Source organism: Variovorax guangxiensis, assembly GCF_003952165.1.
Lineage (GTDB): Bacteria > Pseudomonadota > Gammaproteobacteria > Burkholderiales > Burkholderiaceae_C > Variovorax > Variovorax guangxiensis.
The window spans coordinates 141,493-161,415 of sequence record NZ_RXFT01000010.1 but is presented as its reverse complement, the minus strand read 5'-3'; the positions used below and the strand labels follow the sequence as shown (position 1 = coordinate 161,415).

Annotated in this window: 19 protein-coding genes and 1 riboswitch; of the genes, 7 read left to right on the top strand and 12 right to left on the bottom strand. The window is 69.4% G+C overall.

Translation table 11 applies throughout. The features are described from left to right. Nucleotides 1-29: 29 nt before the first annotated feature. Genes EJP67_RS22635 through EJP67_RS22610 form a run of 6 tightly spaced genes read right to left on the bottom strand, consistent with a single transcriptional unit; the run spans nucleotide 30 to nucleotide 6,602 of the window. Nucleotides 30-815 (bottom strand): ABC transporter ATP-binding protein, encoded by a 786-nt coding sequence (locus EJP67_RS22635; RefSeq protein ID WP_126023958.1) that lies wholly within the window; start codon nucleotides 813-815, stop codon nucleotides 30-32. Next, nucleotides 812-1,840: a FecCD family ABC transporter permease gene (locus EJP67_RS22630; protein WP_126023957.1), complete on the bottom strand. Its 1,029-nt coding sequence runs from the start codon at nucleotides 1,838-1,840 to the stop codon at nucleotides 812-814. The genes EJP67_RS22635 and EJP67_RS22630 overlap by 4 nt, the downstream gene beginning before the upstream one ends. Then, complete coding sequence (locus tag EJP67_RS22625; RefSeq protein WP_126023956.1) at nucleotides 1,837-2,706, bottom strand: ABC transporter substrate-binding protein; 870 nt, start codon at nucleotides 2,704-2,706, stop codon at nucleotides 1,837-1,839. Before EJP67_RS22625 ends, EJP67_RS22630 begins: the two co-directional genes overlap by 4 nt. Further along, complete coding sequence (locus tag EJP67_RS22620) at nucleotides 2,703-3,302, bottom strand: bifunctional adenosylcobinamide kinase/adenosylcobinamide-phosphate guanylyltransferase (RefSeq protein ID WP_126023955.1); 600 nt, start codon at nucleotides 3,300-3,302, stop codon at nucleotides 2,703-2,705. The genes EJP67_RS22625 and EJP67_RS22620 overlap by 4 nt, the downstream gene beginning before the upstream one ends. Then, entirely contained in the window at nucleotides 3,280-4,701 is a 1,422-nt protein-coding gene (locus EJP67_RS22615) for a cobyrinic acid a,c-diamide synthase CobB (RefSeq protein WP_126023954.1), read from the bottom strand. The genes EJP67_RS22620 and EJP67_RS22615 overlap by 23 nt, the downstream gene beginning before the upstream one ends. Then, complete coding sequence (locus EJP67_RS22610) at nucleotides 4,686-6,602, bottom strand: TonB-dependent receptor domain-containing protein (RefSeq protein ID WP_126023953.1); 1,917 nt, start codon at nucleotides 6,600-6,602, stop codon at nucleotides 4,686-4,688. Before EJP67_RS22610 ends, EJP67_RS22615 begins: the two co-directional genes overlap by 16 nt. A 97-nt stretch (nucleotides 6,603-6,699) precedes the next feature. Continuing rightward, nucleotides 6,700-6,955: riboswitch (cobalamin riboswitch) on the bottom strand. 54 nt (nucleotides 6,956-7,009) lie between these two features. Here EJP67_RS22610 and EJP67_RS22605 point away from each other — a divergent pair. From EJP67_RS22605 to EJP67_RS22585, 5 genes are all read left to right on the top strand, one after another. Beyond that, on the top strand, nucleotides 7,010-8,731 hold the full coding sequence (locus EJP67_RS22605; protein ID WP_126023952.1) for a ClcB-like voltage-gated chloride channel protein: 1,722 nt from the start codon (nucleotides 7,010-7,012) through the stop codon (nucleotides 8,729-8,731). Between the two features lie 115 nt (nucleotides 8,732-8,846). After that, a complete protein-coding gene (locus EJP67_RS22600; RefSeq protein WP_019652365.1) occupies nucleotides 8,847-9,071 on the top strand; it encodes a hypothetical protein in 225 nt (74 codons plus the stop codon). Continuing rightward, the gene (locus tag EJP67_RS22595; protein WP_126023951.1) at nucleotides 9,068-9,394 is read left to right on the top strand and encodes a cell division protein ZapA; all 327 of its coding nucleotides are present in this window, start codon (nucleotides 9,068-9,070) and stop codon (nucleotides 9,392-9,394) included. The genes EJP67_RS22600 and EJP67_RS22595 overlap by 4 nt, the downstream gene beginning before the upstream one ends. A gap of 281 nt (nucleotides 9,395-9,675) precedes the next feature. Beyond that, nucleotides 9,676-10,503 carry a sulfite exporter TauE/SafE family protein gene (locus EJP67_RS22590; protein WP_126023950.1) on the top strand — a complete coding sequence of 276 codons (828 nt, stop codon included), beginning with the start codon at nucleotides 9,676-9,678 and terminating at the stop codon, nucleotides 10,501-10,503. Nucleotides 10,504-10,581: 78 nt separating this feature from the next. Continuing rightward, nucleotides 10,582-11,007 carry a universal stress protein gene (locus EJP67_RS22585; protein WP_126023949.1) on the top strand — a complete coding sequence of 142 codons (426 nt, stop codon included), beginning with the start codon at nucleotides 10,582-10,584 and terminating at the stop codon, nucleotides 11,005-11,007. 17 nt (nucleotides 11,008-11,024) lie between these two features. On the opposite strand, the gene EJP67_RS22580 is transcribed toward EJP67_RS22585, so the two are convergent. Continuing rightward, complete coding sequence (locus EJP67_RS22580) at nucleotides 11,025-11,987, bottom strand: AraC-like ligand-binding domain-containing protein (protein ID WP_126023948.1); 963 nt, start codon at nucleotides 11,985-11,987, stop codon at nucleotides 11,025-11,027. Nucleotides 11,988-12,166: 179 nt separating this feature from the next. Between EJP67_RS22580 and EJP67_RS22575 the strand changes: the two genes are divergently transcribed. Next, nucleotides 12,167-13,177, top strand: a complete 1,011-nt coding sequence (locus tag EJP67_RS22575; RefSeq protein WP_126023947.1) for a carbon-nitrogen hydrolase family protein — start codon at nucleotides 12,167-12,169, stop codon at nucleotides 13,175-13,177. 17 nt (nucleotides 13,178-13,194) lie between these two features. Continuing rightward, nucleotides 13,195-14,259: a phenylacetaldoxime dehydratase family protein gene (locus EJP67_RS22570; protein WP_126023946.1), complete on the top strand. Its 1,065-nt coding sequence runs from the start codon at nucleotides 13,195-13,197 to the stop codon at nucleotides 14,257-14,259. 6 nt (nucleotides 14,260-14,265) lie between these two features. Here the strand turns inward: EJP67_RS22570 and EJP67_RS22565 are convergent, their stop codons facing one another. The 5 genes from EJP67_RS22565 to EJP67_RS22545 all read right to left on the bottom strand — a co-directional run bounded on the left by EJP67_RS22565 (nucleotide 14,266) and on the right by EJP67_RS22545 (nucleotide 19,868). Continuing rightward, entirely contained in the window at nucleotides 14,266-15,804 is a 1,539-nt protein-coding gene (locus tag EJP67_RS22565; protein ID WP_126023945.1) for a malonate--CoA ligase, read from the bottom strand. 23 nt (nucleotides 15,805-15,827) lie between these two features. After that, nucleotides 15,828-16,616, bottom strand: coding sequence for an enoyl-CoA hydratase/isomerase family protein (locus EJP67_RS22560; RefSeq protein ID WP_126023944.1), 789 nt, complete (start codon nucleotides 16,614-16,616; stop codon nucleotides 15,828-15,830). Continuing rightward, nucleotides 16,613-17,599, bottom strand: coding sequence for a Bug family tripartite tricarboxylate transporter substrate binding protein (locus EJP67_RS22555; RefSeq protein WP_126023943.1), 987 nt, complete (start codon nucleotides 17,597-17,599; stop codon nucleotides 16,613-16,615). The genes EJP67_RS22560 and EJP67_RS22555 overlap by 4 nt, the downstream gene beginning before the upstream one ends. 105 nt (nucleotides 17,600-17,704) lie before the next feature. Continuing rightward, complete coding sequence (locus tag EJP67_RS22550) at nucleotides 17,705-19,171, bottom strand: malonyl-CoA decarboxylase (protein WP_126023942.1); 1,467 nt, start codon at nucleotides 19,169-19,171, stop codon at nucleotides 17,705-17,707. Nucleotides 19,172-19,199: 28 nt separating this feature from the next. Beyond that, the gene (locus tag EJP67_RS22545) at nucleotides 19,200-19,868 is read right to left on the bottom strand and encodes a GntR family transcriptional regulator (RefSeq protein ID WP_126023941.1); all 669 of its coding nucleotides are present in this window, start codon (nucleotides 19,866-19,868) and stop codon (nucleotides 19,200-19,202) included. Nucleotides 19,869-19,923: the final 55 nt, after the last annotated feature.

The following is a 19,923-nucleotide window of genomic DNA, read 5'->3' as shown; positions in this document are numbered from 1 at the left end:
GTTCGGCTGTCCGATCCCGCATTTCAATTTCATCTGGGTAACGCAATCCACTGCTCAGCCACGCGGTGCACGCGGATGCGGTGGTCGAAGACCTGCTCCAGCGCGGCATGGGTGGCCGGGTCGTCGCAGCTGCCGTGGTGCACGACGCGGCCCTGGTTCATCACCACCATTTCGTCGGCGGCCAGGGCCATCGGCAGTTCGTGCAGCACGCTGACCACGGTGCGGCCTTCTGCGACGAGGGTGCGCACGATCTGCATCCAGTCGGACTGGTGGGGCGGGTCTAGGTTGGCCAGCGGCTCGTCCATCAGCAGCGCCTCGGCTTCGACGGCGAGCGCGCGCGCCAGCAGCACGCGCTGGCGTTCGCCGCCGGAAAGCTGGCCCAGCGGGCGGTCGCGCCAGTCCCAGGCCTGGGTGCTGCGCAGTGCGCGTTCGACAGCCTCGCGGTCGGCGACGCCGGGCGTGGCGAGCCAGCGCTGGTGAGGCAGGCGGCCGAGCATGGCGACGTCGTAGACCATCAGGTCGTCGGCGCTGCCCTCGCCCGTGCCGCTCTGGCCGAGCCATGAAAGGCGCTGCGCGCGAATGCGCGCCGGCACCTTGCCCAGCGCCTCGCCGAAGAGCCGCACCTCGCCGCGATGCGCAAGAAGCCCCGCCAGCGCCTTGAGCAGCGTCGACTTGCCCGCGCCGTTCGGGCCGACGATGCTGGTCCAGCGCGCGGCCGAGAGCTTCAGGTCGATGCCGTGCAGCACCTCGGTGGAACCGAGCGTGGCGCTCAGCTGGCGCGCCTCGAGCGCGGCGGGAGCGTCGTTGCGGCTCATGCCACGCCGCTCCGCGCGCTGCGCCTGTGCATCAGCCACAGCAGGTAGCTGCCGCCCAGCACGGCCGTGAGCACGCCCACGGGCAGCTCTTGCGGCGCAATCAGCCAGCGCGCGAGCAGGTCGGCCGCCATCAGCAGCAGGCCGCCCATCAGCGCCGACAGCACGATCAGCCGCGCATGCGTGGTCTTGACGGCCGAGCGCACCAGGTGCGGCGCCGCGAGTCCGACGAAGGCGATCAGCCCGGTCTGCGCCACGGCCGCACCAGTGGCCAGCGCCAGCACCACGACCAGCGCCGCGCGCATCGCGCCCAGCGGCAGGCCCAGGCTGCGCGCGGTGGCTTCGCCGAGCGCGAGTCCGTCGAGCACCGGCGCCAGCGCCCAGCCCGCGAGCAGGCAGGCCGCGCCGACCATGGCCATCACCGCGCAGGCGCTCCAGCCGACGAGGCCAGTGCTGCCGAGGATGAAGCCCTGGATGGCCTGGAGGATGTCCGCCGAGGCGATGGTGATGAGGTCTTTGGCCGCGCCAAGCACCACGCCCACGATCACGCCGGCCAGCAGCAGCCGCAGCGTCTGCTGCACGCCGCGCGCCAGCATCAGCGTGAGCATCACGGCCAGCACCGCGCCCAGGAAGGCCGCGCCGGTGAGCCCGAGCCGCATCACCCACTGCGTGCTTGCGGCCGAGCCGCCGAACATCAGCAGCGCCACCGCCACGCCGAGCGAGGCGCCCGAGGCGCTGCCGAGCAGGTACGGATCGGCCAGCGGATTTCGGAAGAGCCCCTGCGCCACCGCTCCCGCCAGCCCCAGCAGCGCACCCGCGAGCCAGGCGCCGAGCGTGCGCGGCAGGCGGATGTCCCACACGATCTGCAGCGCCACCGGGTCGTGGCGCGCGGCGAACAGGCTCTCGAGGCCGGTGCTGCCGATGCCCAGGCCCAGCAGCATCAGCGCCGCGCCCAGCACCAGCAGGCCGGCGCCGAGCAGCAATACGCGGCGCAGATGGGCCGTGTGCCTGACGGCGGCCGCGTTCATCGCTTGCCGCCCTTTTCAACGATGCACTGCGCCATCAGCCGCGCGGCCTCGTCCATGCGCGGACCGGGCCGCACGAGCACGTCGGACTGCTCGGCACTGAATCGGCAGACGCGGCCCTCGCGCACCGCGCGTATGCCGGCCCAGCCGGGCCGCTGCTCCAGCCCCTGCGCGCTGCGCACGCTGACCATGATGAGGTCGGGGTTCGCGCGCACCACGTACTCGGGGTTGAGCTTGGGGAACGGGCCGAGCGACGCCGGCACGATGTTCTTCATCCCGAGCCGGGCAAGCGTCTCGCCGATGAACGACGACTCGCCCGCCGCGTAAGGCGCGCTGTTGACCTCGAAGTACACGCGCATGCCCTTCGCCCCCGCGGGCACCGACTGCGCGGCGGCCGACACGCTGGCGTCGATCACGCGCCACACCTTCGGCGCCTCGTGCGTGCCCAGCACCTGGTCGAGCTTGTCGAGCACGCGGCGCACGTCGGCATGGCTCTTGGGCTCGAGCACCAGCACCTTCATGCCCAGCGCCTCCAGCCGCTGCGTGACGCGCGAGGACTTGGCCAGCAGCACCGCGTCGGGCTTGAGCGCGACGATGGCCTCCACGTTCGGATCGATGCCGCCGCCAAGCTGCGGCAGCGCCTTCACCTGCTCGGGCGAATTGGAGTAACGGTCGACGCCCACGAGCCGGTCGCAGGCGCCGAGCGCGCAGACCGACTCGGTAAGCGAAGGCAGCAGCGTGACGATGCGCTGCGGCGGCTGCGGCAGGCTCACGGAAACGCCGCGCTCGTCGACCACGTCGAGCGCATGCGCGGCCAGCGCGAAAAGAGCGAGGCCGAGCGAAGCCAGCGAGATGCGGATCTTCTTCATGCAGCAGGCGCCTTCAGACTCAGCGGCAATCCGGCCGCCATCAGTGTGACGTGCCCGCAGGCGGCGGCCACGTCCTGGTTGAGCCGGCCGAGCGCGTCGACGAAGGCGCGCGTCTCGCGGCCCATCGGGATCACGCCCAGGCCGATCTCGTTGCCGACCAGCACCACCGGACCCGGCGCATCGCGCAGCGCGACCAGCAGCATCGCGACGTGCGCCGCGGGGGTGCGCGTCACCGGGCGGGCGTCTTCGCTGGGCATCGGCATCAGCAGGTTGGTGAGCCACATCGTGAGGCAGTCGACGACCACCAGCGTCTCGGGCGTGCTCTGCGTGACGATGGCGCGCGCGAGCTCGATCGGCTCCTCGATGGTGCGCATGCCGGGCACACGCTCGGCGCGGTCGGCCTGGTGGCGCACGATGCGCTCCTGCATCTCGTCGTCATAGGCCTGGGCGGTCGCGATCAGCACGGCGCGGCGGGGCCGGGAGCCGGATGCGAGCCAGTCGATGGCGCGCTGCTCGGCGCGGCGCGACTTGCCGCTCTTCTGGCCACCCAGGATGAACTCGTGCACCACGGCTTCAGGCTTGGTCGAATGCGGCATGGCTCTCCAACTCGATGGACATGGTGCCGAAAAGGCGGGCAGTGGCTTGCGGACTGGACGCGAACCACGCATGGAAGTAGCTCGCGCGCACCGGGCCGTGCACGTACAGCGCTTCGCCGGCGCGCGCGCCCACGGCCTGCGGGGCGCCGGGCCGGGCGGTGCGGGCGACCGGCTCCAGCGGCGTTTCGCAGCTCGAATAGTGGAAGGTGTGGCCGCGCAGCACATGGCTGCCCAGCGAGAGCTGCTGCGGCCCGAGGCCCGCGAGCCGCTTCTGCATGATCACGCGGCCGGGCAGCAGGCCCCAGAGGCGGTGGACTTGCTCACCGTCCTGCAGGGCCAGCTCGTCGAACAGCGCCATCATTCCGCCGCACTCGGCCCAGACCGGCTTGCCCGCTGCGGCATGCGCGGCAAGCGATTCACGCATCGCCGTGCAAGCCGACAGCGCCTGCGCGTGCAGCTCCGGATAGCCGCCGGGCAGCCAGACGGCATCGCAGGCCGGCAAGGCATCACCCGCGAGCGGCGAGAAGAAGCTCAGCTTCGCGCCCAGTGCCGTGAGCACGTCGAGGTTCGCGGGGTAGATGAACGAGAAGGCGGCGTCGCGCGCGATGGCGATGGTGCGGCCGGCCAGCAACGGGGCCATGGCTTGCGGCTCGTCGGATGCAGCCTCGAAGCGCACCTGTGGCAGGTTGGCAACCGACATCCGGCCCAGCGGCGTGCCGGCCAGCACGTCGGCGGCCGCGTCCAGCCGGGCCAACGCGTCGCCGAGTTCGGTGGCGGCCACGAGGCCCAGATGACGCTCGGGCAGCGCGAAACGGGAATCGCGCGGCAAGGCACCGAGCCATTGCGAAGGGTCGCGCAACGCTTGCTGAAGCATGGCGCCGTGCCGTTCGCTCGCCACGCGGTTCGCCAGCACGCCGGCCCACGGCAGGCCGTCGCGGAAGCTCTGCAGCCCGTAGGCCAGCGCCCCGAAGGTGCCGGCCATGGCGTGCGCGTCGATCACCGCCAGCACCGGCAGGCCGAAGCGCTGCGCCAGGTCGGCGGCGCTGGGCGTGCCGTCGAAGAGGCCCATCACGCCTTCGACGACCAGCAGGTCGCATTCGGCCGCTGCCGCGTGCAGGCGCGCGCGGCAGTCGGCTTCGCCGGTCATCCAGAGGTCCAGCGAATGCACCGGCGCGCCGGTGGCCAGCGCAAGCCAGTGCGGATCGAGGAAGTCGGGCCCGCACTTGAAGGCGCGCACGCGCCTGCCCTGGCGCGCATGCAGCCGGGCCAGCGCGGCAGCGACCGTGGTCTTTCCCTGCCCCGAGGCCGGGGCGGCCACCAGCACGGCGGCGCACGAGGCCGCCGCGGCACCGGCGGTGCCGCCCGGCTGGGATGCTTGGCTGCTTAGTGAGGCGTCCACTTGAGACCGACGTAGGCGGTACGGCCGGCATTGGCGTACAGCCGCGCGAACTGGTAGTCCTTGTTGCCCACATTGTCGACGCGCGCGACGAGGTTGATGTCGCGCGTGATCTGCGTGGTGGCCGACAGGTTCAGCACGGTGTAGCCGCCGAGCTTCACGCTGTTGGCGGCGTCGTCGTAGCGGCGGCTGGAAGTCTGCACCTCGGCCCCCAGCGTCCAGCCCGCGACGCGCCAGTCGGCGCCCATGGTGGCGTGGCGCTGCGCGCGGCGCGCGAGCAGGTTGTGGGTGGCGAGGTCGCGCGGGTCCTGGAAGTCGAAGGAGCCGCGCAGCGTGACGTCGCCGATGCGGTGGCTGCCCGAGAGCGTGACGCCCTGGTAGCGCGCGCGGGCGGTGCTGGCGTAGCAGCCGAAGGACGAGGCGCAGCCCTTGGCCGAGCCGTCGAACACGATCAGGTTCTGCACACGGTTGGCATACGCCACGATGCCCATCTGCGTCGCGCCCTCGGTGTACTGCAGGCCCAGCTCGAGATTGCGGCTCGATTCGGGCTTGAGCGTGGCCAGGCCGTATTCGCTGAAGCGCTGGTACAGCGTGGGCACGCGGAAGGCGGTGCCGGCCGACGCCGTGAAGCGCAGCGACGGCGTGATGGCGTAGCCGTAGGCCGCGCTGCCGGTGGTCTTGCCGCCGAATTCGCTGTCCTTGTCGTGGCGCACGTGCAGCTGCAGCGAGTGCGGGCCCTTCACGAAGCCGTAGCCCAGCGAGACGGCGTCCTGCGAGCGGTCGCGCGAGAGCAGCTTCGAGGTGGTTGTGGGAGCGTTCTCCAGGGCGTCTTCGCGGCGCTCGAGCGTGGCGGTGACGAGGTGCGGGCCGAAGCGGAATTCGTTCTGGAACAGGTAGCCGCGCAGCCGGGTTTCGGTGCGGTAGAACGAAGGCTGCGTCTTGTAGACCTGCTGCGAGTCGGTCACCTGCAAGCGGGTGCTGTAGACGTCGTTCCACTTTGCCGACCAGCTCAGGCCGGCGGTCTGCAGCGTGTTGCTCGAGATGTCGTTGGCGAACAGGAACGGCAGCCTGGTCCTGTAGGACACCGTGGCGTCGTAGCCGGCTTTGACGTCGCTGGAAAGCAGCGTGGCCTCGATGCGCTGGTCGGGCGTGATCTGGAAGCCCAGCTTCGCGTTGCCCGAGGTGCTGTTGTAGCCGTCGCGGTCGGGGCTGGTGAAGCCGTCCTTGGTCACGTTGCGCTTGCTCACGGGCTGCACGTTGTAGCCCTTGCTCTCTTCATGCGCCACGCCGAAGGAGTAGTCGAAGAGGCCCGACTTGCCGCTCACGCCGCCTTCGATCCTGCGCAGCCCCTTGCTGCCGAAGCCGATGCCGGCGTAGGGCGACACGCCCTCTTCTCCTCGCTTGGTGAAGAGCTGGATCACGCCGCCCACGGCGTCGGAGCCGTAGACCGCGGCGGCCGGGCCGCGCAGCACCTCGATGCGGTCGATCTGCGACAGCGGGATGCCCTCCCAGCCGGCGCCGCCGGTCGATTGCGAGTCGATGCGCACACCATCGAGATAAACGGCTGTGAAGCGCGTCTCGGCGCCGCGGATGAAGAGGCTGGTGGTGTTGCCCACGCCGCCCGAGCGCGAGATCTCGATGCCGGGCACTCGCGAGAGCAGGTCGGCCACGCCGGTCGCGCCGCTGCGCTCGATGGCGTTGCTGTCGACGATGGAGACGTCTCCCACGAGCTCCGACAGCGCCTGAGGCGTGCGGTTGGCCGTGACCACCGTCTCGCGCAGGGTGGAAGCCTCCTGCGCATGGGCCATGCCGCCGAAGGCGGAAACCAGCGCCAGCGGCAGGCAGGCGTGGCGGAAGCGGCGCGCAGGAGCGCGGCCGCGGAAAGAGCAAACACGGGAAATCATGGATCAAGCGAACGAACGTCAATACCCCTGGCCGGCCTCCCCGCCGGCGCCTGGGCGCAATGGCCGCGCATGCGTTCGTCATTCATCTTCGACGCATGCGGCAGCCGCCTTGTTGGCCGGTATCCGGGCTGGCAGAGCGACTCCTTGCCGCCTTCCCAGACGCCTGTTTCAGGGCATCCAGTGGCTTCGATGGAAAGGGGTTGGCGCCTTGCGGCACCGTCTGCTTGACCGTTGCGGGGGCAGCGCAGGCGGCTTCGGCCTTGTTCCGGCAAGAACCGGGGCGTTCACTCCTGCTTCCCGTTGAACTGCGCCGTGCGAACCACGGCGCGAGCACCAACGGCGGTGATTTTATGCGCTGGCCAACGGGGCTTAAGTCGAAAGTTGCGGCACCGCTAACATCGACGGCCATGATGCAGCCCGCCTCGGTCTTCCTGAATCTGCGTTCGGCGCTGCAGCGTCTCTTCGGTGTGTCGGGCTGGCAGTCGATGCTGCTGTGGTCCATCGTGGCGGGGCTGCTGGGGACGCTGGCGACCGAATTCTTCCGCGCGGCGCTGCTGGCCTTCGAGCACCTGGTGCTGGGGCCTGGCGAAGGGCTCGTGGCAATGGCCAGGCAACTGCCATGGTGGGCACGCATCGCCTGCCCCACGCTCGGCGGTCTGGTGGCGGGGCTGCTGCTGGTGCTGGCCAGGCGCGTGGCTTCGCGCAGCGCCACGTCGGACTACATGGAAGCCATCGTCCTCGGCGACGGGCGCATCCCGGTGGCCCAGACGCTGGCGCGCAGCGCGTCGTCGCTGGTGAGCATCGGCACCGGCGGCTCGATCGGGCGCGAGGGCTCGATGGTGCAGTTGGCGGCGCTGGCTTCGTCGCTGCTCGGGAGGGTGTTCCGCTTTCCGGCCGAACGGCTGCGGCTGCTGGTGGCCTGCGGCGCGGCGGCCGGCCTCACTGCAGCCTACAACGCGCCCATCGCGGGCGCCTTCTTCGTCGCGGAGATCGTGCTGGGCTCCATCGCGATGGAGAGCGTGGGGCCGATCATCATCGCCTCGGTGGTCGCCAACGTCGCGATGCGGGCGCTTCCGGGCTACCAGCCGCCTTACAGGATGCCGCCGTTCCCGGAGATCCACGGCACCGAGGTCGTGCTGTTCTGCGTGCTCGGCGTGCTGCTGGGTTTCGCGGCGGTGGGCTTCCTGCGCGCGCTGCAGGGCAGCCGGGCGCTGTTCTCGCGGCTGCCGCTCGCGCTGCCGTGGCGGCTGGCGCTGGGCGGGCTCGTCATGGGCGCGGTGTCGGTGCCGATGCCGGAGGTCTGGGGCAACGGCTACAGCGTGGTCAATTCGGTGCTGCACACGCCGTGGGCATGGACGCTGATCGCGATGGTGCTGCTCGCCAAGGCGGTCGCCACCATGGCAACGGCGGGCTCGGGCGCGGTGGGCGGCGTGTTCACGCCCGCGCTCTTCTTCGGCTGCATGATCGGCGCGCTCTTCGGCCAGGGCGTGCAGGCGCTGTGGCCAGCGGCGAGCTCGGCGCCTTTCGCCTACGCCATCGTCGGCATGGGCGCGTTCCTGGCGGGCGCCACGCAGGCGCCGCTGATGGCGATATTGATGATCTTCGAGATGACGCTGAGCTACCAGGTCATGCTGCCGCTGATGGCCGCGAGCGTCATCGCGTATTTCGTGGCGCGCTCGGCCAACGCGGGCTCGATGTACGAGATCACGCTGCATCGCAACGCACAGCGCGACGACCAGCTGCGCCTGCGCGGGCTGCACATGCGCGACCTGGTGCAGCCGGCGGAAACGGTGGTCGGCCCGCAGGCGGACCGCGAGGCGATGAGCAGGCTCTTTCTGCAGCACCCCGTGAAGTACCTGTACGTGGTGGACGCGGACAACCGCTATCTCGGCGTGGTGCCGCTCTCGTCGCTCGGCACGGCGCCGCAGGAGACGACGGCCGGCGCCCTGCTCTCGCAGGCGATCCTGCCGATCACCGCCGACACCGGGCTGGGCGAGGCGCTGCAGCGTTTCCTCGACCACCTGGGCGAGCGGCTGCCGCTGATAGAGAGCGCCGCCAACCCGGTGCTGCTGGGCGTGGTCGCCAAGAGCGCGCTGCTGGCCACCTACGTGCGGCTGAGCGAAGCCTGAAACACCTGATCGGGGGTTTGATCGGCGGGCGGCAAAGCCGCAGAATCCCGGGCACGCCGGGCGCCGCGTCCGGCCTCGGCGGGACCGCCTCCCCGGGAAACTACAATCGCCAACCATGCCCGCCTCCAGCCCCATCGACCAGATCGCCGAGCGCGTCGAACGACTGCTCGTGCGTCACGAAGAGGTGCAGCGCACCAACGCGCTGCTGCAGGAACAGGTCGATGCGCTCACGCGCGAACGCGACGCCCTGAAGTCGCGGCTCGTCGCGGCCCGCACGCGCCTCGACGCCCTGCTCGAACGGTTGCCGGCTGAACCACCTTCCGAAGATTCCCCCGCATGAAGCAGATTGAAGTACAGATCATGGGACAGAGCTATCTGCTCGGCTGTCCCGACGGCGGCGAGGCGCAGCTGCGCGAAGCCGTCGACCGCGTGGATGCCGCCATGTGCAAGATCCGCGACGCGGGAAAAGTCAAGGCCCGCGACCGCATCGCGGTGCTGGCATCGCTGAACCTGGCATTCGACCTCGCCGCACAGCAGGCCGCCGCCACCGCGGCACCCGCGCCTGCTGCCGCAGCAGCCGATACCACAGAGACCGACCCGAAGGCTGCCCAGCTCATTCAAAGACTCGATCAGGCCCTGGCGGGCGATGGACATTTGCTCTGAGCGGGTTCCGCCGGCAGGGCTGCAGCGGTAAAATCCGAACTGTCTGCGGTGCGCGTTGGGCTTTATATGTCCTTGTTCCAATGCTCTACGGAGCCGGGCTTGGTAAATCGCTCGACGGGTGTGATCATCTCGCGTCAGATGAACCCGAAGTCCTGCTGCCCTCGCCCACCTGAACCCCGGTTCAGGATGCGAGTCCGGCGCCCACTTGCAGACACCTAATTCCGCCACGGCCCCCTGCACAAACTGCTCGGGGCCGTTGCTTTTTGCGATACAGAATTTCCGTGAACGTCTCCAGCCTGCTCGACCCCATCCTCATCGCCGAACTCGCCGCCCTCGGGCTCGGCACCGGTTTTCTCGCAGGCCTGCTGGGCATCGGCGGCGGCATGCTGATGGTGCCGTTCATCACGATCATCATGGGCCACCGCGGCGCGCCGGCCGATCTCTCGGTGAAGATGGCCATCGCGACCTCGATGGCGACCATCATCTTCACCTCGGTGTCGAGCGTGCGCGCGCACCACAAGCGCGGCGCGGTGCGCTGGGACATCGTGCGCCGGCTCGCGCCCGGCATCGTCATCGGCAGCCTGGTGGGCAGCCTGGGCGTGTTCTCGCTGCTCAAGGGAACGGCGCTGGCGATCTTCTTCGCGCTCTTCGTGGGCTTCTCGGCCACGCAGATGTTCCTCGACAAGAAGCCCGCGGCTTCGCGGCAGATGCCGGGCACGGGCGGCCAGCTTGCGGCGGGCGGCGCCATCGGCTTCATCTCGGGCCTGGTGGGCGCCGGCGGCGGCTTCATCAGCGTGCCGTTCATGACGTGGTGCAACATCTCCATCCACAACGCGGTGGCCACCAGCGCGGCGCTGGGCTTTCCGATCGCGGTGGCGAACGTGCTGGGCTATGCGGTGAGCGGACAGTCGGTGCAGGGCCTGCCGGCCGGCTCCTTCGGCTACATCTGGCTGCCCGCGCTGGCGGTGATCGCCCTGTGCAGCGTGCTGACCGCGCCGCTGGGCGCGAAGGCGGCGCACAGCCTGCCGGTGAAGAAGCTCAAGCGCGTGTTCGCGAGCATCCTCTACATGCTGGCCGCCTACATGCTCTGGAAGGGGCTGCACGGCTGACTCCCTTCGGGCGCAAGGCCCTTGCGCGAGAGGTGCGACTCGTTGCCGCCCGCGCGGCACGCGCCGTATAACGGGGCCATGAAAATCCTCATCGCAGTCGACGGCAGCGCCTACACGCAGAAGGCGCTGGCTTATCTGGTTGCCAACCGCGCGATGTTCGTGGACGGCCACGAACTGGTCATCGTGCACGTGTGCACCGGCATCTCGGGCCACGTCACGCGCCACCTCAGCAAGGAGATCGTCTCCGACTACTACGCCGAGGAAAGCGCCAAGGTGATCGACCCCGTGAAGGCGCAGCTCGCGGCACAGGGCATCGCCAACTACACGGTCGATGCGCGCCACGGCCACATCGCCGAGGAGATTCTCAAGTCGGCCGCCGCCGCGCAGGCGGGGCTGATCGTGCTGGGCACGCACGGCCACGGCATCCTGGGCCGAGCGCTGATGGGCTCCGTCGCCACCAAGGTGATCGCCGAGACGAACACCACCGTGCTGCTGGTTCAGTAAGCCGATCCTTCGATCCGTTACTGCATGCGCTGCTGCCGCCACTCGCGTGGCGAGCAGCCGAATCGCTCCCTGAACGCGCGGCTGAAGTGCGCCGCGTCGTTGAATCCCCTGCTGTAGGCGATATCGGCCACGGGGCGGCCCGCGAGGCGCGGCTCCAGCAGGTCGCGGCTGCATGCCTGAAGCCTGCGCTCCCAGATGTACTGCGACGGCGTGAGCGGCTCGCTCCTGAACACGCGATGGATTTGGCTCACCGAGACGCCCAGCCCGGTCGCCAGCGTGCTCACCGAGAGTGACGGATCGGCCAGCTGCTCGTCGATGCGCCGCTTCACGCGCGCGAGGTGGTAAGCCGCCAGATTGCTCAGCGAAGGCGCGCTCGCCGCCGGCAGCGTCTGCAGCCCCGCCACCAGGATGTTCTGCACGCCGTTGGCCACCGCGAGGGCCGAGGCCGGCTGCAGCGTGTCGATGTCCTCGCGCAGCGTGCGGATCATGCCCAGCAGCAGGTGTCCCGCGCCTTCGCGCCCCGACACGGTGGTGGCCGTCAGCGCCTCGGTGTCGCGCAACTCGCTGCGCAGGCGTTCGCCGGGCAGCTTGAGCACGATCTGCTCGAATGATTCGTCGAACAGCAGCTGGTAGGGCCGCGTGCTGTCGTACAGCGCGAAATCGCCGGCCGACAGCACCGCGTCGCGGCCGTCCTGCCGCACCACGCCCTGGCCGCGCGCCTGGATGCTCACGAGGAAGTAGTCGTCGCTGGAATGCGAGATGTGCCCCGGCGTGCGCATCACCTTCTGCGGGCTCGAGGTGACGACCGACACGTCGAGCCCGGGCAACGTGTGCTGGCGGATGCTTCCCTCGAAATCGCCAGGATCGCCCTCGCGCACCGGGTCGCAACCGAGCTGCACGTAGACGTTGCAGATCATGTCGGTCCAGTAGGCGAGCCGCTGGTCGCGCGAAACGGCATCGGTGCTGAGCAGCTGGGTCATCGGATTCCTCGGAAAGCCTGGGCAACGAGCGGATGCAACGCTGGAACAAGAACGCCGCCAAACCGGGTCAAGGCGTTCCGGCGGCGCGAATCTACGCTTCAAGCAACCCGCATGCCACAGCGCAAACCCGGTGACTGCGGACCACGCCTCGTTACTTTCATTGCATCTGGAGAAGCATCATGCCCACCACCGTCCACCCCAAACTGCGCGTTGCCGCAGTGCAGGCCGCCCCCTTGTTCCTCGACCTCGACGGCACCATCGACAAGACCATCGACCTGATGGCGCAGGCCGCGAAACAGGGCGTGAAGCTCATCGCCTTTCCCGAGACCTGGGTGCCCGGCTACCCGTGGTGGATCTGGCTCGATTCGCCGGCCTGGGGCATGCAGTTCGTGCAGCGCTATCACGACAACTCGCTGGTCGTCGGCTCGGCCGAGTTCGAGCGTGTCGCGCAGGCGGCGCGCACACTCGGAATCTGGGTCTCGCTGGGCTACAGCGAGAAGGCCGCGGGCAGCCTCTACATCGCGCAGGCGCTCATCGACGACCAGGGCGAGACGGTGCAGACGCGGCGCAAGCTCAAGCCCACGCACGTCGAGCGCACGGTGTTCGGCGAAGGCGACGGCTCCGACCTCGCCGTGGTCCGCACGCCGCTGGGCAACATCGGATCGCTCTCGTGCTGGGAGCACCTGCAGCCGCTGAGCAAGTATGCGATGTACTCGCAGAACGAGCAGATCCACTGCGGCGCATGGCCGAGCTTCTCGCTGTACCGCGGCGCGGCCTACGCGCTCGGGCCCGAGGTCAACAACGCCGCGAGCCAGGTGTATGCGGCCGAGGGGCAGTGCTTCGTGATCGCGCCCTGCGCCACCGTGTCGAAGGCCATGAGCGAGCTGATGTGCACCGACGCCGGCAAGCAGCAGATGCTGCGCACCGGCGGCGGCTATGCGCGCATCTACGCACCCGACGGCTCGCCACTGGGCACGCCTTTGGCGGAAGACGAGGAAGGCCTGGTCGTCGCCGACATCGACCTCGGCATGATCTCGCTCGCCAAGGCCGCAGCCGACCCCAGCGGCCACTACTCGCGGCCCGATGTCACGCAGCTACTGCTCAACAAGACGCGCCGCGAGCCTGTCGTGGTGCAGCAGGCGACGTCGCCGGAGCCCGAAGTCAGCACGCCAGAGCCGGTCGCGGCCTGAAGCAACGGAGGCACACCATGGAATCCGCCATCGACGAGCACCTGAAGTGCCCCCGCACGCGCCACCGCCGCGTGGAAGACGACTACGTGCCGCCCTACCCCGTGTGGTCGGCCCGCGCACCGGTCGCGGTGAGGCAGGTCGTGATGGGCTACTTCGGCGTGCAGTCGCGCGGCGCCGAAATGCAGGGCCGCGCCTGTGCCGCGCTGATGAAGATCGCGCAAGACTTCGCCCTGCCCGACGGCCCCGGCCATCACGACCTCACGCACTACGTCGACGCGCAAGGCTTCGACAACATGATCGCCATCGCCTACTGGAGCGACCCGGCCGCCTACGCACGGTGGTGCGCGACGCCCGCCGTCGACGCCTGGTGGCGCTCCGACGAGCGGCTCACGGAGGGCCTCGGCTATTTCCGCGAGATCGCCTCGCCGCGTGTCGAGCACTTCGAGACCATGTTCAACACGCCCGACCGCTTCGAGGGCGTGGGCGTGGTAATGGGCGGGGTCAGCGGCGAGCTGCAGGAGCACGGCTACTGGGGTTCGATGCGCGACCGCATTCCGCTGTCGCAGACCGACGCGATGGCGCCTTCGGGCTCGCGCGCGGTGATCGCAGGCGCGCCGGCGCCGGGGCAGCGCGTGCGCATCGCGGGCCACGAGAACGTCGCGATGATCCGCTCCGGCCAGGAATGGACCGACACCACCGGCCAGGAGCGCACGCTCTACCTGCAGGACATGGAACCGGTGCTGCGCGAGGGCATGGACTTCCTGCGCGACCAGGGGCTGGGCATCGGCTGCTACAGCAACCGCTACATGCGCCACCTCGACGCGCAGGGCGCGCCGCTGCAGAAGTCGTTCGGGCTGAGCTACTGGCGCTCGCTGGCCGACATGGAGCGCTGGGCCGAATCGCACCCCACGCACGTCGCGATCTTCGGCAGCTTCATGCGCTACGTGCAGGCGCTGAACTTCCAGTTGCAGCTGCGCGTGTACCACGAGGTGTCGGTGCTCAAGGCCGACGAGCAGAGCTACGAGTACATCAACTGCCACGCGGGCAGCGGGCTGATGAACGGACTCGCGCCCTCGGCCTGACCCGGCTCAGGCCGCGAACAGCCCCTTGTGCTCGGTGCGCAGCAGCGCCTTCTGCACCTTGCCCATGGCGTTGCGCGGCAGCTCGGGCACCACGAAGCAGCGCTTGGGAATCTTGAAGTTGGCGAGCTTCGACTTCAGCTCCGCCACGATGGCGTCACCATCGAGCGCCGCACCCGCCTTGGGAATGACGATGGCCACGCCCACCTCGCCGAAGTCGGGGTGCGGCACGCCGACCACGGCGCTCTCGGCCACGCCCGCCATCTCGTTGATGTAGCCCTCGATCTCGGCGGGGTACACGTTGTAGCCGCCGCTGATGATCAGGTCTTTGCTGCGCCCGACGATGGTGATGTAGCCCCGGCCGTCGATCTTGCCCACGTCGCCGGTCTTGAAGAAGCCGTCGGCGGTGAACTCCTCCTTCGTTTTCTCGGGCATGCGCCAGTAGCCCGCGAACACGTTGGGGCCGCTGACCTCGATGTTGCCGATCTCGTCGGTGGTGCAGTCACGGCCGCTGTCGTCGCGCACGCGCAGCTGCACGCCAGGCAGCGCGAAGCCGACGGTGCCGCCGCGGCGCTCGCCCTGCTCCGGCCGGTAGGGGTTGGAGGTGAGCATGACCGTCTCGCTCATGCCGTAGCGCTCGAGAATGGTGTGGCCGGTGCGCTCGCGCCATTCGTCGAAGGTCTCGATGAGCAGCGGCGCCGAGCCCGCGACGAACAGGCGCATGTTGCGCACCACCTCGCGCGTGAGGCCCGGCTCGGCCAGCAGGCGCACGTACAGCGTGGGTACGCCCATGAACACGGTGGCCTCGGGCAGCTTCTGCACGACGCGCTTCGGGTCGAACTTGGCGAACCACAGGATCTTGCTGCCGTTGAGCAGCGCGCCGTGCAGCGCGACGAACAGGCCGTGCACGTGGAAGATGGGCAGCGCGTGGATCAGCACGTCGCCCTCGGTCCAGCCCCAGTAGTCCTTCAGCACCTCGGCGTTCGACAGCAGGTTGCCGTGCGTGAGCATCGCGCCCTTGCTGCGGCCGGTGGTGCCGCTGGTATAGAGGATGGCGGCCATGTCGTCGGCCTTGCGCTTTGCCGGCACGTGCTGGTCGCTGCACTGGGCGGCCACGTCGAGCAGCGTGCCGGTGCGGTCGTCGTCCAGCGTGAAGACGTGCTTCGTGCCCGCCGCGGTGGCGATGGGCGCGACCCACGACGCGTTGCGGCTGGTGCACACCACCACGGCCGGCTCGGCGTTGCCGATGAAGTATTCGATCTCGGCGCTCTGGTAGGCGGTGTTCAGCGGCAGGAACACATAGCCCGCGCGCAGCGTGGCGAGGTACAGCAGCATGGCCTCGACCGACTTCTCGACCTGCACCGCGATGCGCGCACCCTTCTCCAGCCCGAGGGCGTCGAGCAGGTTGGCGATCATGGCGCTGGCGCGTTCGAGGTCGCGCCAGGAATAGAACAGGCCGCTGTCGGTTTCGACGGCGATGGCGTCGAGGTCGGCGGGAAAGGCCGCGCGCAGGGCGGCGAACAGGTTGGCGTTGGCGGACTTCTTCATTCGGACGATTGCTTGGCTTGGCTTCAGAAATTCGGGGTGCGCTTGGCAAGGAAGGCGGCGATGCCCTCGCGGTGCTCCACGGAATCGGCGTAATCGTAGGCGGTGGCCAGCAGGCCGTGGGCCGAGGGAGCGCCGGCACGCAGCACGGCGAAGGTGGCCTTGTGCAGGCGCGCGGCCTGCGGGGAGAGTGCTGCGATGCGCGCGGCGTGCGACTGGGCGGCGAGCGGCACTTCGTTGTCGGGCAGCACCTGCAGCAGGAAGCCCGCGTCGTACAGGCGCTGCGCGCCATGCACGCCGGCGGCCAGCAGCATGTCGCGCGCGAGCACGTCGCCGATGGCGCCATGCACCAGCGCGGCTTCGCGCGGCGCCATCGGAAAACCGAGCTTGGCGATGGGCGCGCCGAACCTCGCGGAGGCGCCGGCCAGGCGGATGTCGCAGCAGCTCGCGATCTCGATGCCCGCGCCCATGCAGGCGCCCTCGATTTGCGCGACCAGCGGCAGCGGGCAATCGAGCATCGCCTGCAGCGCAGCCCAGACCTCGTTCTCGTGGAACTCGCGCAGGCTGGGCTCGCTGAAGCGGAACGACGGGTACTCGGAAATGTCGCCGCCCGCGCAGAAGGCGCCGCCCTCTCCGCGCACGATCACGCAGCGCAGGGCGCTGTCGCTGTCGCCATCGCTGCGCAGGCCGTCGAACACCGCGCGCAGTTCACGCCACATGGCGCGCGTCATGGCGTTGAGGCGCCCCGCGTTCGACAGCGTGACGATCGCGATGGCGCCGTCGCGGCGCAGGGAGATGGCGCTTCCAGCGGTCATTCGAGCTTGGCGCCCGAGGCCTTCACCACCGCGGCCCAGCGCTTGATCTCGGCATTGACGAAGCTGCCGTAGGCGGTGGTGGTGAGGTTCGGGATCTCGGAACCGTTCTGGGCCCAGATGCCCTTGAGGTCGTCGGTGGCCAGCGACTTCTTCATGTCGTCGATGGCGCGCGTCTGCGTGTCGGCCGGCGTGCCCTTGGGCGCCCACAGGCCGTACCAGGTGGTCACGGTGTACTCGGGCAGGCCCACTTCGGCGGCGCAGGGCACATCGGGGAAGGCGGGATTGCGCTTGGTGCCGGCCACCATCAGCGCCTTGATGCGGCCGCTCTTGATGTGCTGCGCCGAGGAACCCAGGCCGTCGAACATCAGGTCGACGTTGCCCGAGATCAGGTCCGACAGCGCCGGGCCCGCGCCGCGGTACGGAATGTGGGTGATGAAAGTGCCGGTCTGGATCTTGAAGAGCTCGCCCGCCAGGTGGTGCGAGGTGCCCGAGCCGGCCGAGCCGTAGTTGAACTTGCCGGGGTTGCGCTTCACCAGCGCGATGAATTCCTGGATGGTGTTGGCCTGCACCCGCTTCGGGTTGATGACCACCACCTGCGGCACGTTGGCCAGCAGCATCAGCGGCACGAAGTCTTTCTCGATGTCGTAGTCGAGCTTCGGATAGATGGACGGTGCGATCGCATGGTGCACCGCGCCCATGAAGAGTGTGTAGCCGTCGGCCGGCGCCTTGGCGGCGATGCTCGCGCCCAGCGTGCCCCCTGCCCCGCCGCGGTTGTCGATGACCAGCGTCTGGCCCGCGACGCGCGAGAACTGCCCCGACAGCGGCCGAGCGAAGGCATCAGTGCCGCCGCCGGCCGGGAACGGCACGATCATCGTCACGGGCTTCGTCGGCCAGCCCTGCTGGGCCCGCGCGGCGCCGCACAGTACGGCCGCACCGGCGGCGGCCACGCGCAGTACGTCGCGGCGCTGAAAGCTTGGGTTCATTTGTCTCATCTCCTGTGTGTCGTTGTGGATCTTGCCGCCCCGTGCGGCTGCCGGCCTTGGGTGCACCGGCTCCTTGCTCTGCTTCGACTTTCTCTTTTGCGGACTTCAGCCTTTTTTGAAATACAGGCTTTCGACGTCTCCCGATACGGCCACCTTGCCCTCGGCCAGCCAGGTGCGGTGCTTGTCCAGGCGCTTGAGGTCATAGAGGTAGTTGACCATGAGTCCGTAGGACTGCTTCTGTCCCTTGGCCGACGGATCGCCCGCCCAGTTCAGGCGCTCGACGCGCGCGCCGTTGCCCAGGTGGAAGCGCGCCACCGGATCGGCCGGCGTGCCGTCGACCAGCGCGCGGCCAAGGTACTCGGCGGCCGCCTGCATCAGCCACTGGCGCAGCGGCGACTTGGCGTCGAGGCTCGCGGCGCCGTCCACCGCGGCGAGCAGGCGCTCCGCCGTGGGCGGCACCGAGCCGACGAGGCGGCCCAGTTCGGCCTCGCGCTTTTCGTCCAGGCGCGGCAGCAGGTCGCCGGCGTTCTTCGCGAGCCAGGTGCGAAAGCCCGGAATCGGCGAGAGCGTGGCGAAGGTCTTCAGGCGCGGAAGCTCGTCCTGCAGCGTCTCGACCACGCGCTTGATGAGCGAATCGCCGAAGCTCACGCCGCGCAGGCCGTTCTGCGTGTTGCTGATCGAATAGAAGATGGCGGTGGTGGCACGTGCGGCAGGCACCGGCACGGCGGCTTCGTCGAGCAGCGGCGTGATGCCGGCGCTGATGCGGTCGACCAGCGCCACCTCGACGAAGATGAGCGGCTCGTTGGGCAGGCGCGGATGGAAGAAGCCGTAGCAGCGGCGGTCGCTGTCGTCGAGCCGGTTCTTCACGTCGGACCAGCTCTTGATGTCGTGCACCGCTTCGTAGCGAATGAGCTTCTCGATCAGCGAGGCCGGCGAATCCCAGTCGATGCGGCGCAGTTCGAGGAAGGCGACGTCGAACCAGGTGGAGAAGAGCTGTTCGAGCTCGGCATCGAGCGCGAGCAGGCGCTTGTCGGCCTTCAGGCAAGGCAGCAGGTCGGCGCGCAGGTCCACCAGAAAGCGCATGCCCTCGGGCTCGACCGCGAAGCGCTGCAGCAGGCGCATGCGCGGCGACACCAGTGCGCGGCGCAGGCGCAGCTCGGCCTGGCCCTCGTCGGGCGTGCCGACGGCCGCCTGGTGCTGGTCGCGCGCGGTCTTGAGCTTTTGCGCATCGGCGGCGAAATGCTCGCTCATGAGCGCCCAGTAGTCGCGGCGCTCGTCGGGCGTGGCGGCTCGGTAGGCGTCTGCGATGGCATGGGCGCGGCGGCCGCCCTCGACCTCGCTCACGCGCGGGTCGATCACCGCCTGCAGGTCGGCCAGCACGCGGCGCAGCGCACGCGGCGACAGGGCCTCGTCGGCCTTGCGCAGCGTGGCCTGCAGGCGCTCGGCGGTCGGGCGGGCGCTGGGCTTGGGCGCGTTCTTCGATGCGCTCTTCGCCGCGCCTTCGGGCGCTACCGGCACTTTGGACTTCTCGCCAGAACGCAGCCGCGCCTGGAACCATTCGGTCGCACTCATCGGGGCACTCCAATGCTCGTAAGGATCGTCACGACATCACCCTGGACTTCTGCTGGCGCGCGACCTCGCGCAGCGCCTCGCGCTGGCGTGTCAGGTGCGTGCGCATGGCGGCGTCGGCGCCTTCGCTGTCGCGCGCCTTCAGCGCCGCGAACACGGCCAGGTGCTCCGACAGGCTCTGGTCGAGCCGCCCGGGCGCATGCAGCTGCTGCAGGCGCGCGAGCTTGAGGATCTTGCGCAGGTCGCCGATCACCTGCGCCAGCCACTTGTTGTCGGCCAGCTTGATGATCGCCTCGTGGATGATGTGATTGGTGGCGTAGTAGTCGTTGATGCGCTTGGCCCTGGCGTGGCGCACGAGGCGCTCGTGCAGGGCGTCGAGCTCCTGCAGTTCGGCGTCGCTGGCATTGCGGGCCGCCTCGTAGGCGCAGCGGCCTTCGAGCAGCGCGATGACGGGGAAGATTTCGTCGAGATCGCGCTCGGTCACCTCGTTGACGAAGCAGCCGCGCCGCGGCTCATGCCGCAGCAGGCCTTCGGCGGTGAGCACCTTGAGCGCTTCGCGCAGCGGCGTGCGGGAGATCGAGAGCCGCTCGCACAGGGCGATCTCGTCGACGAAGCTGCCGGGGGCCAGGGAGCCGTCGAAGATCTGCTCGCGCAGCGTGGCGGCGACTTCGTCGTGCAGGGAGTTGGGAACCAGGCGCATGGGATCAGGACCGCATAATTTCCTGTAATTACGCGTAATTCTGAGCCCGACATCC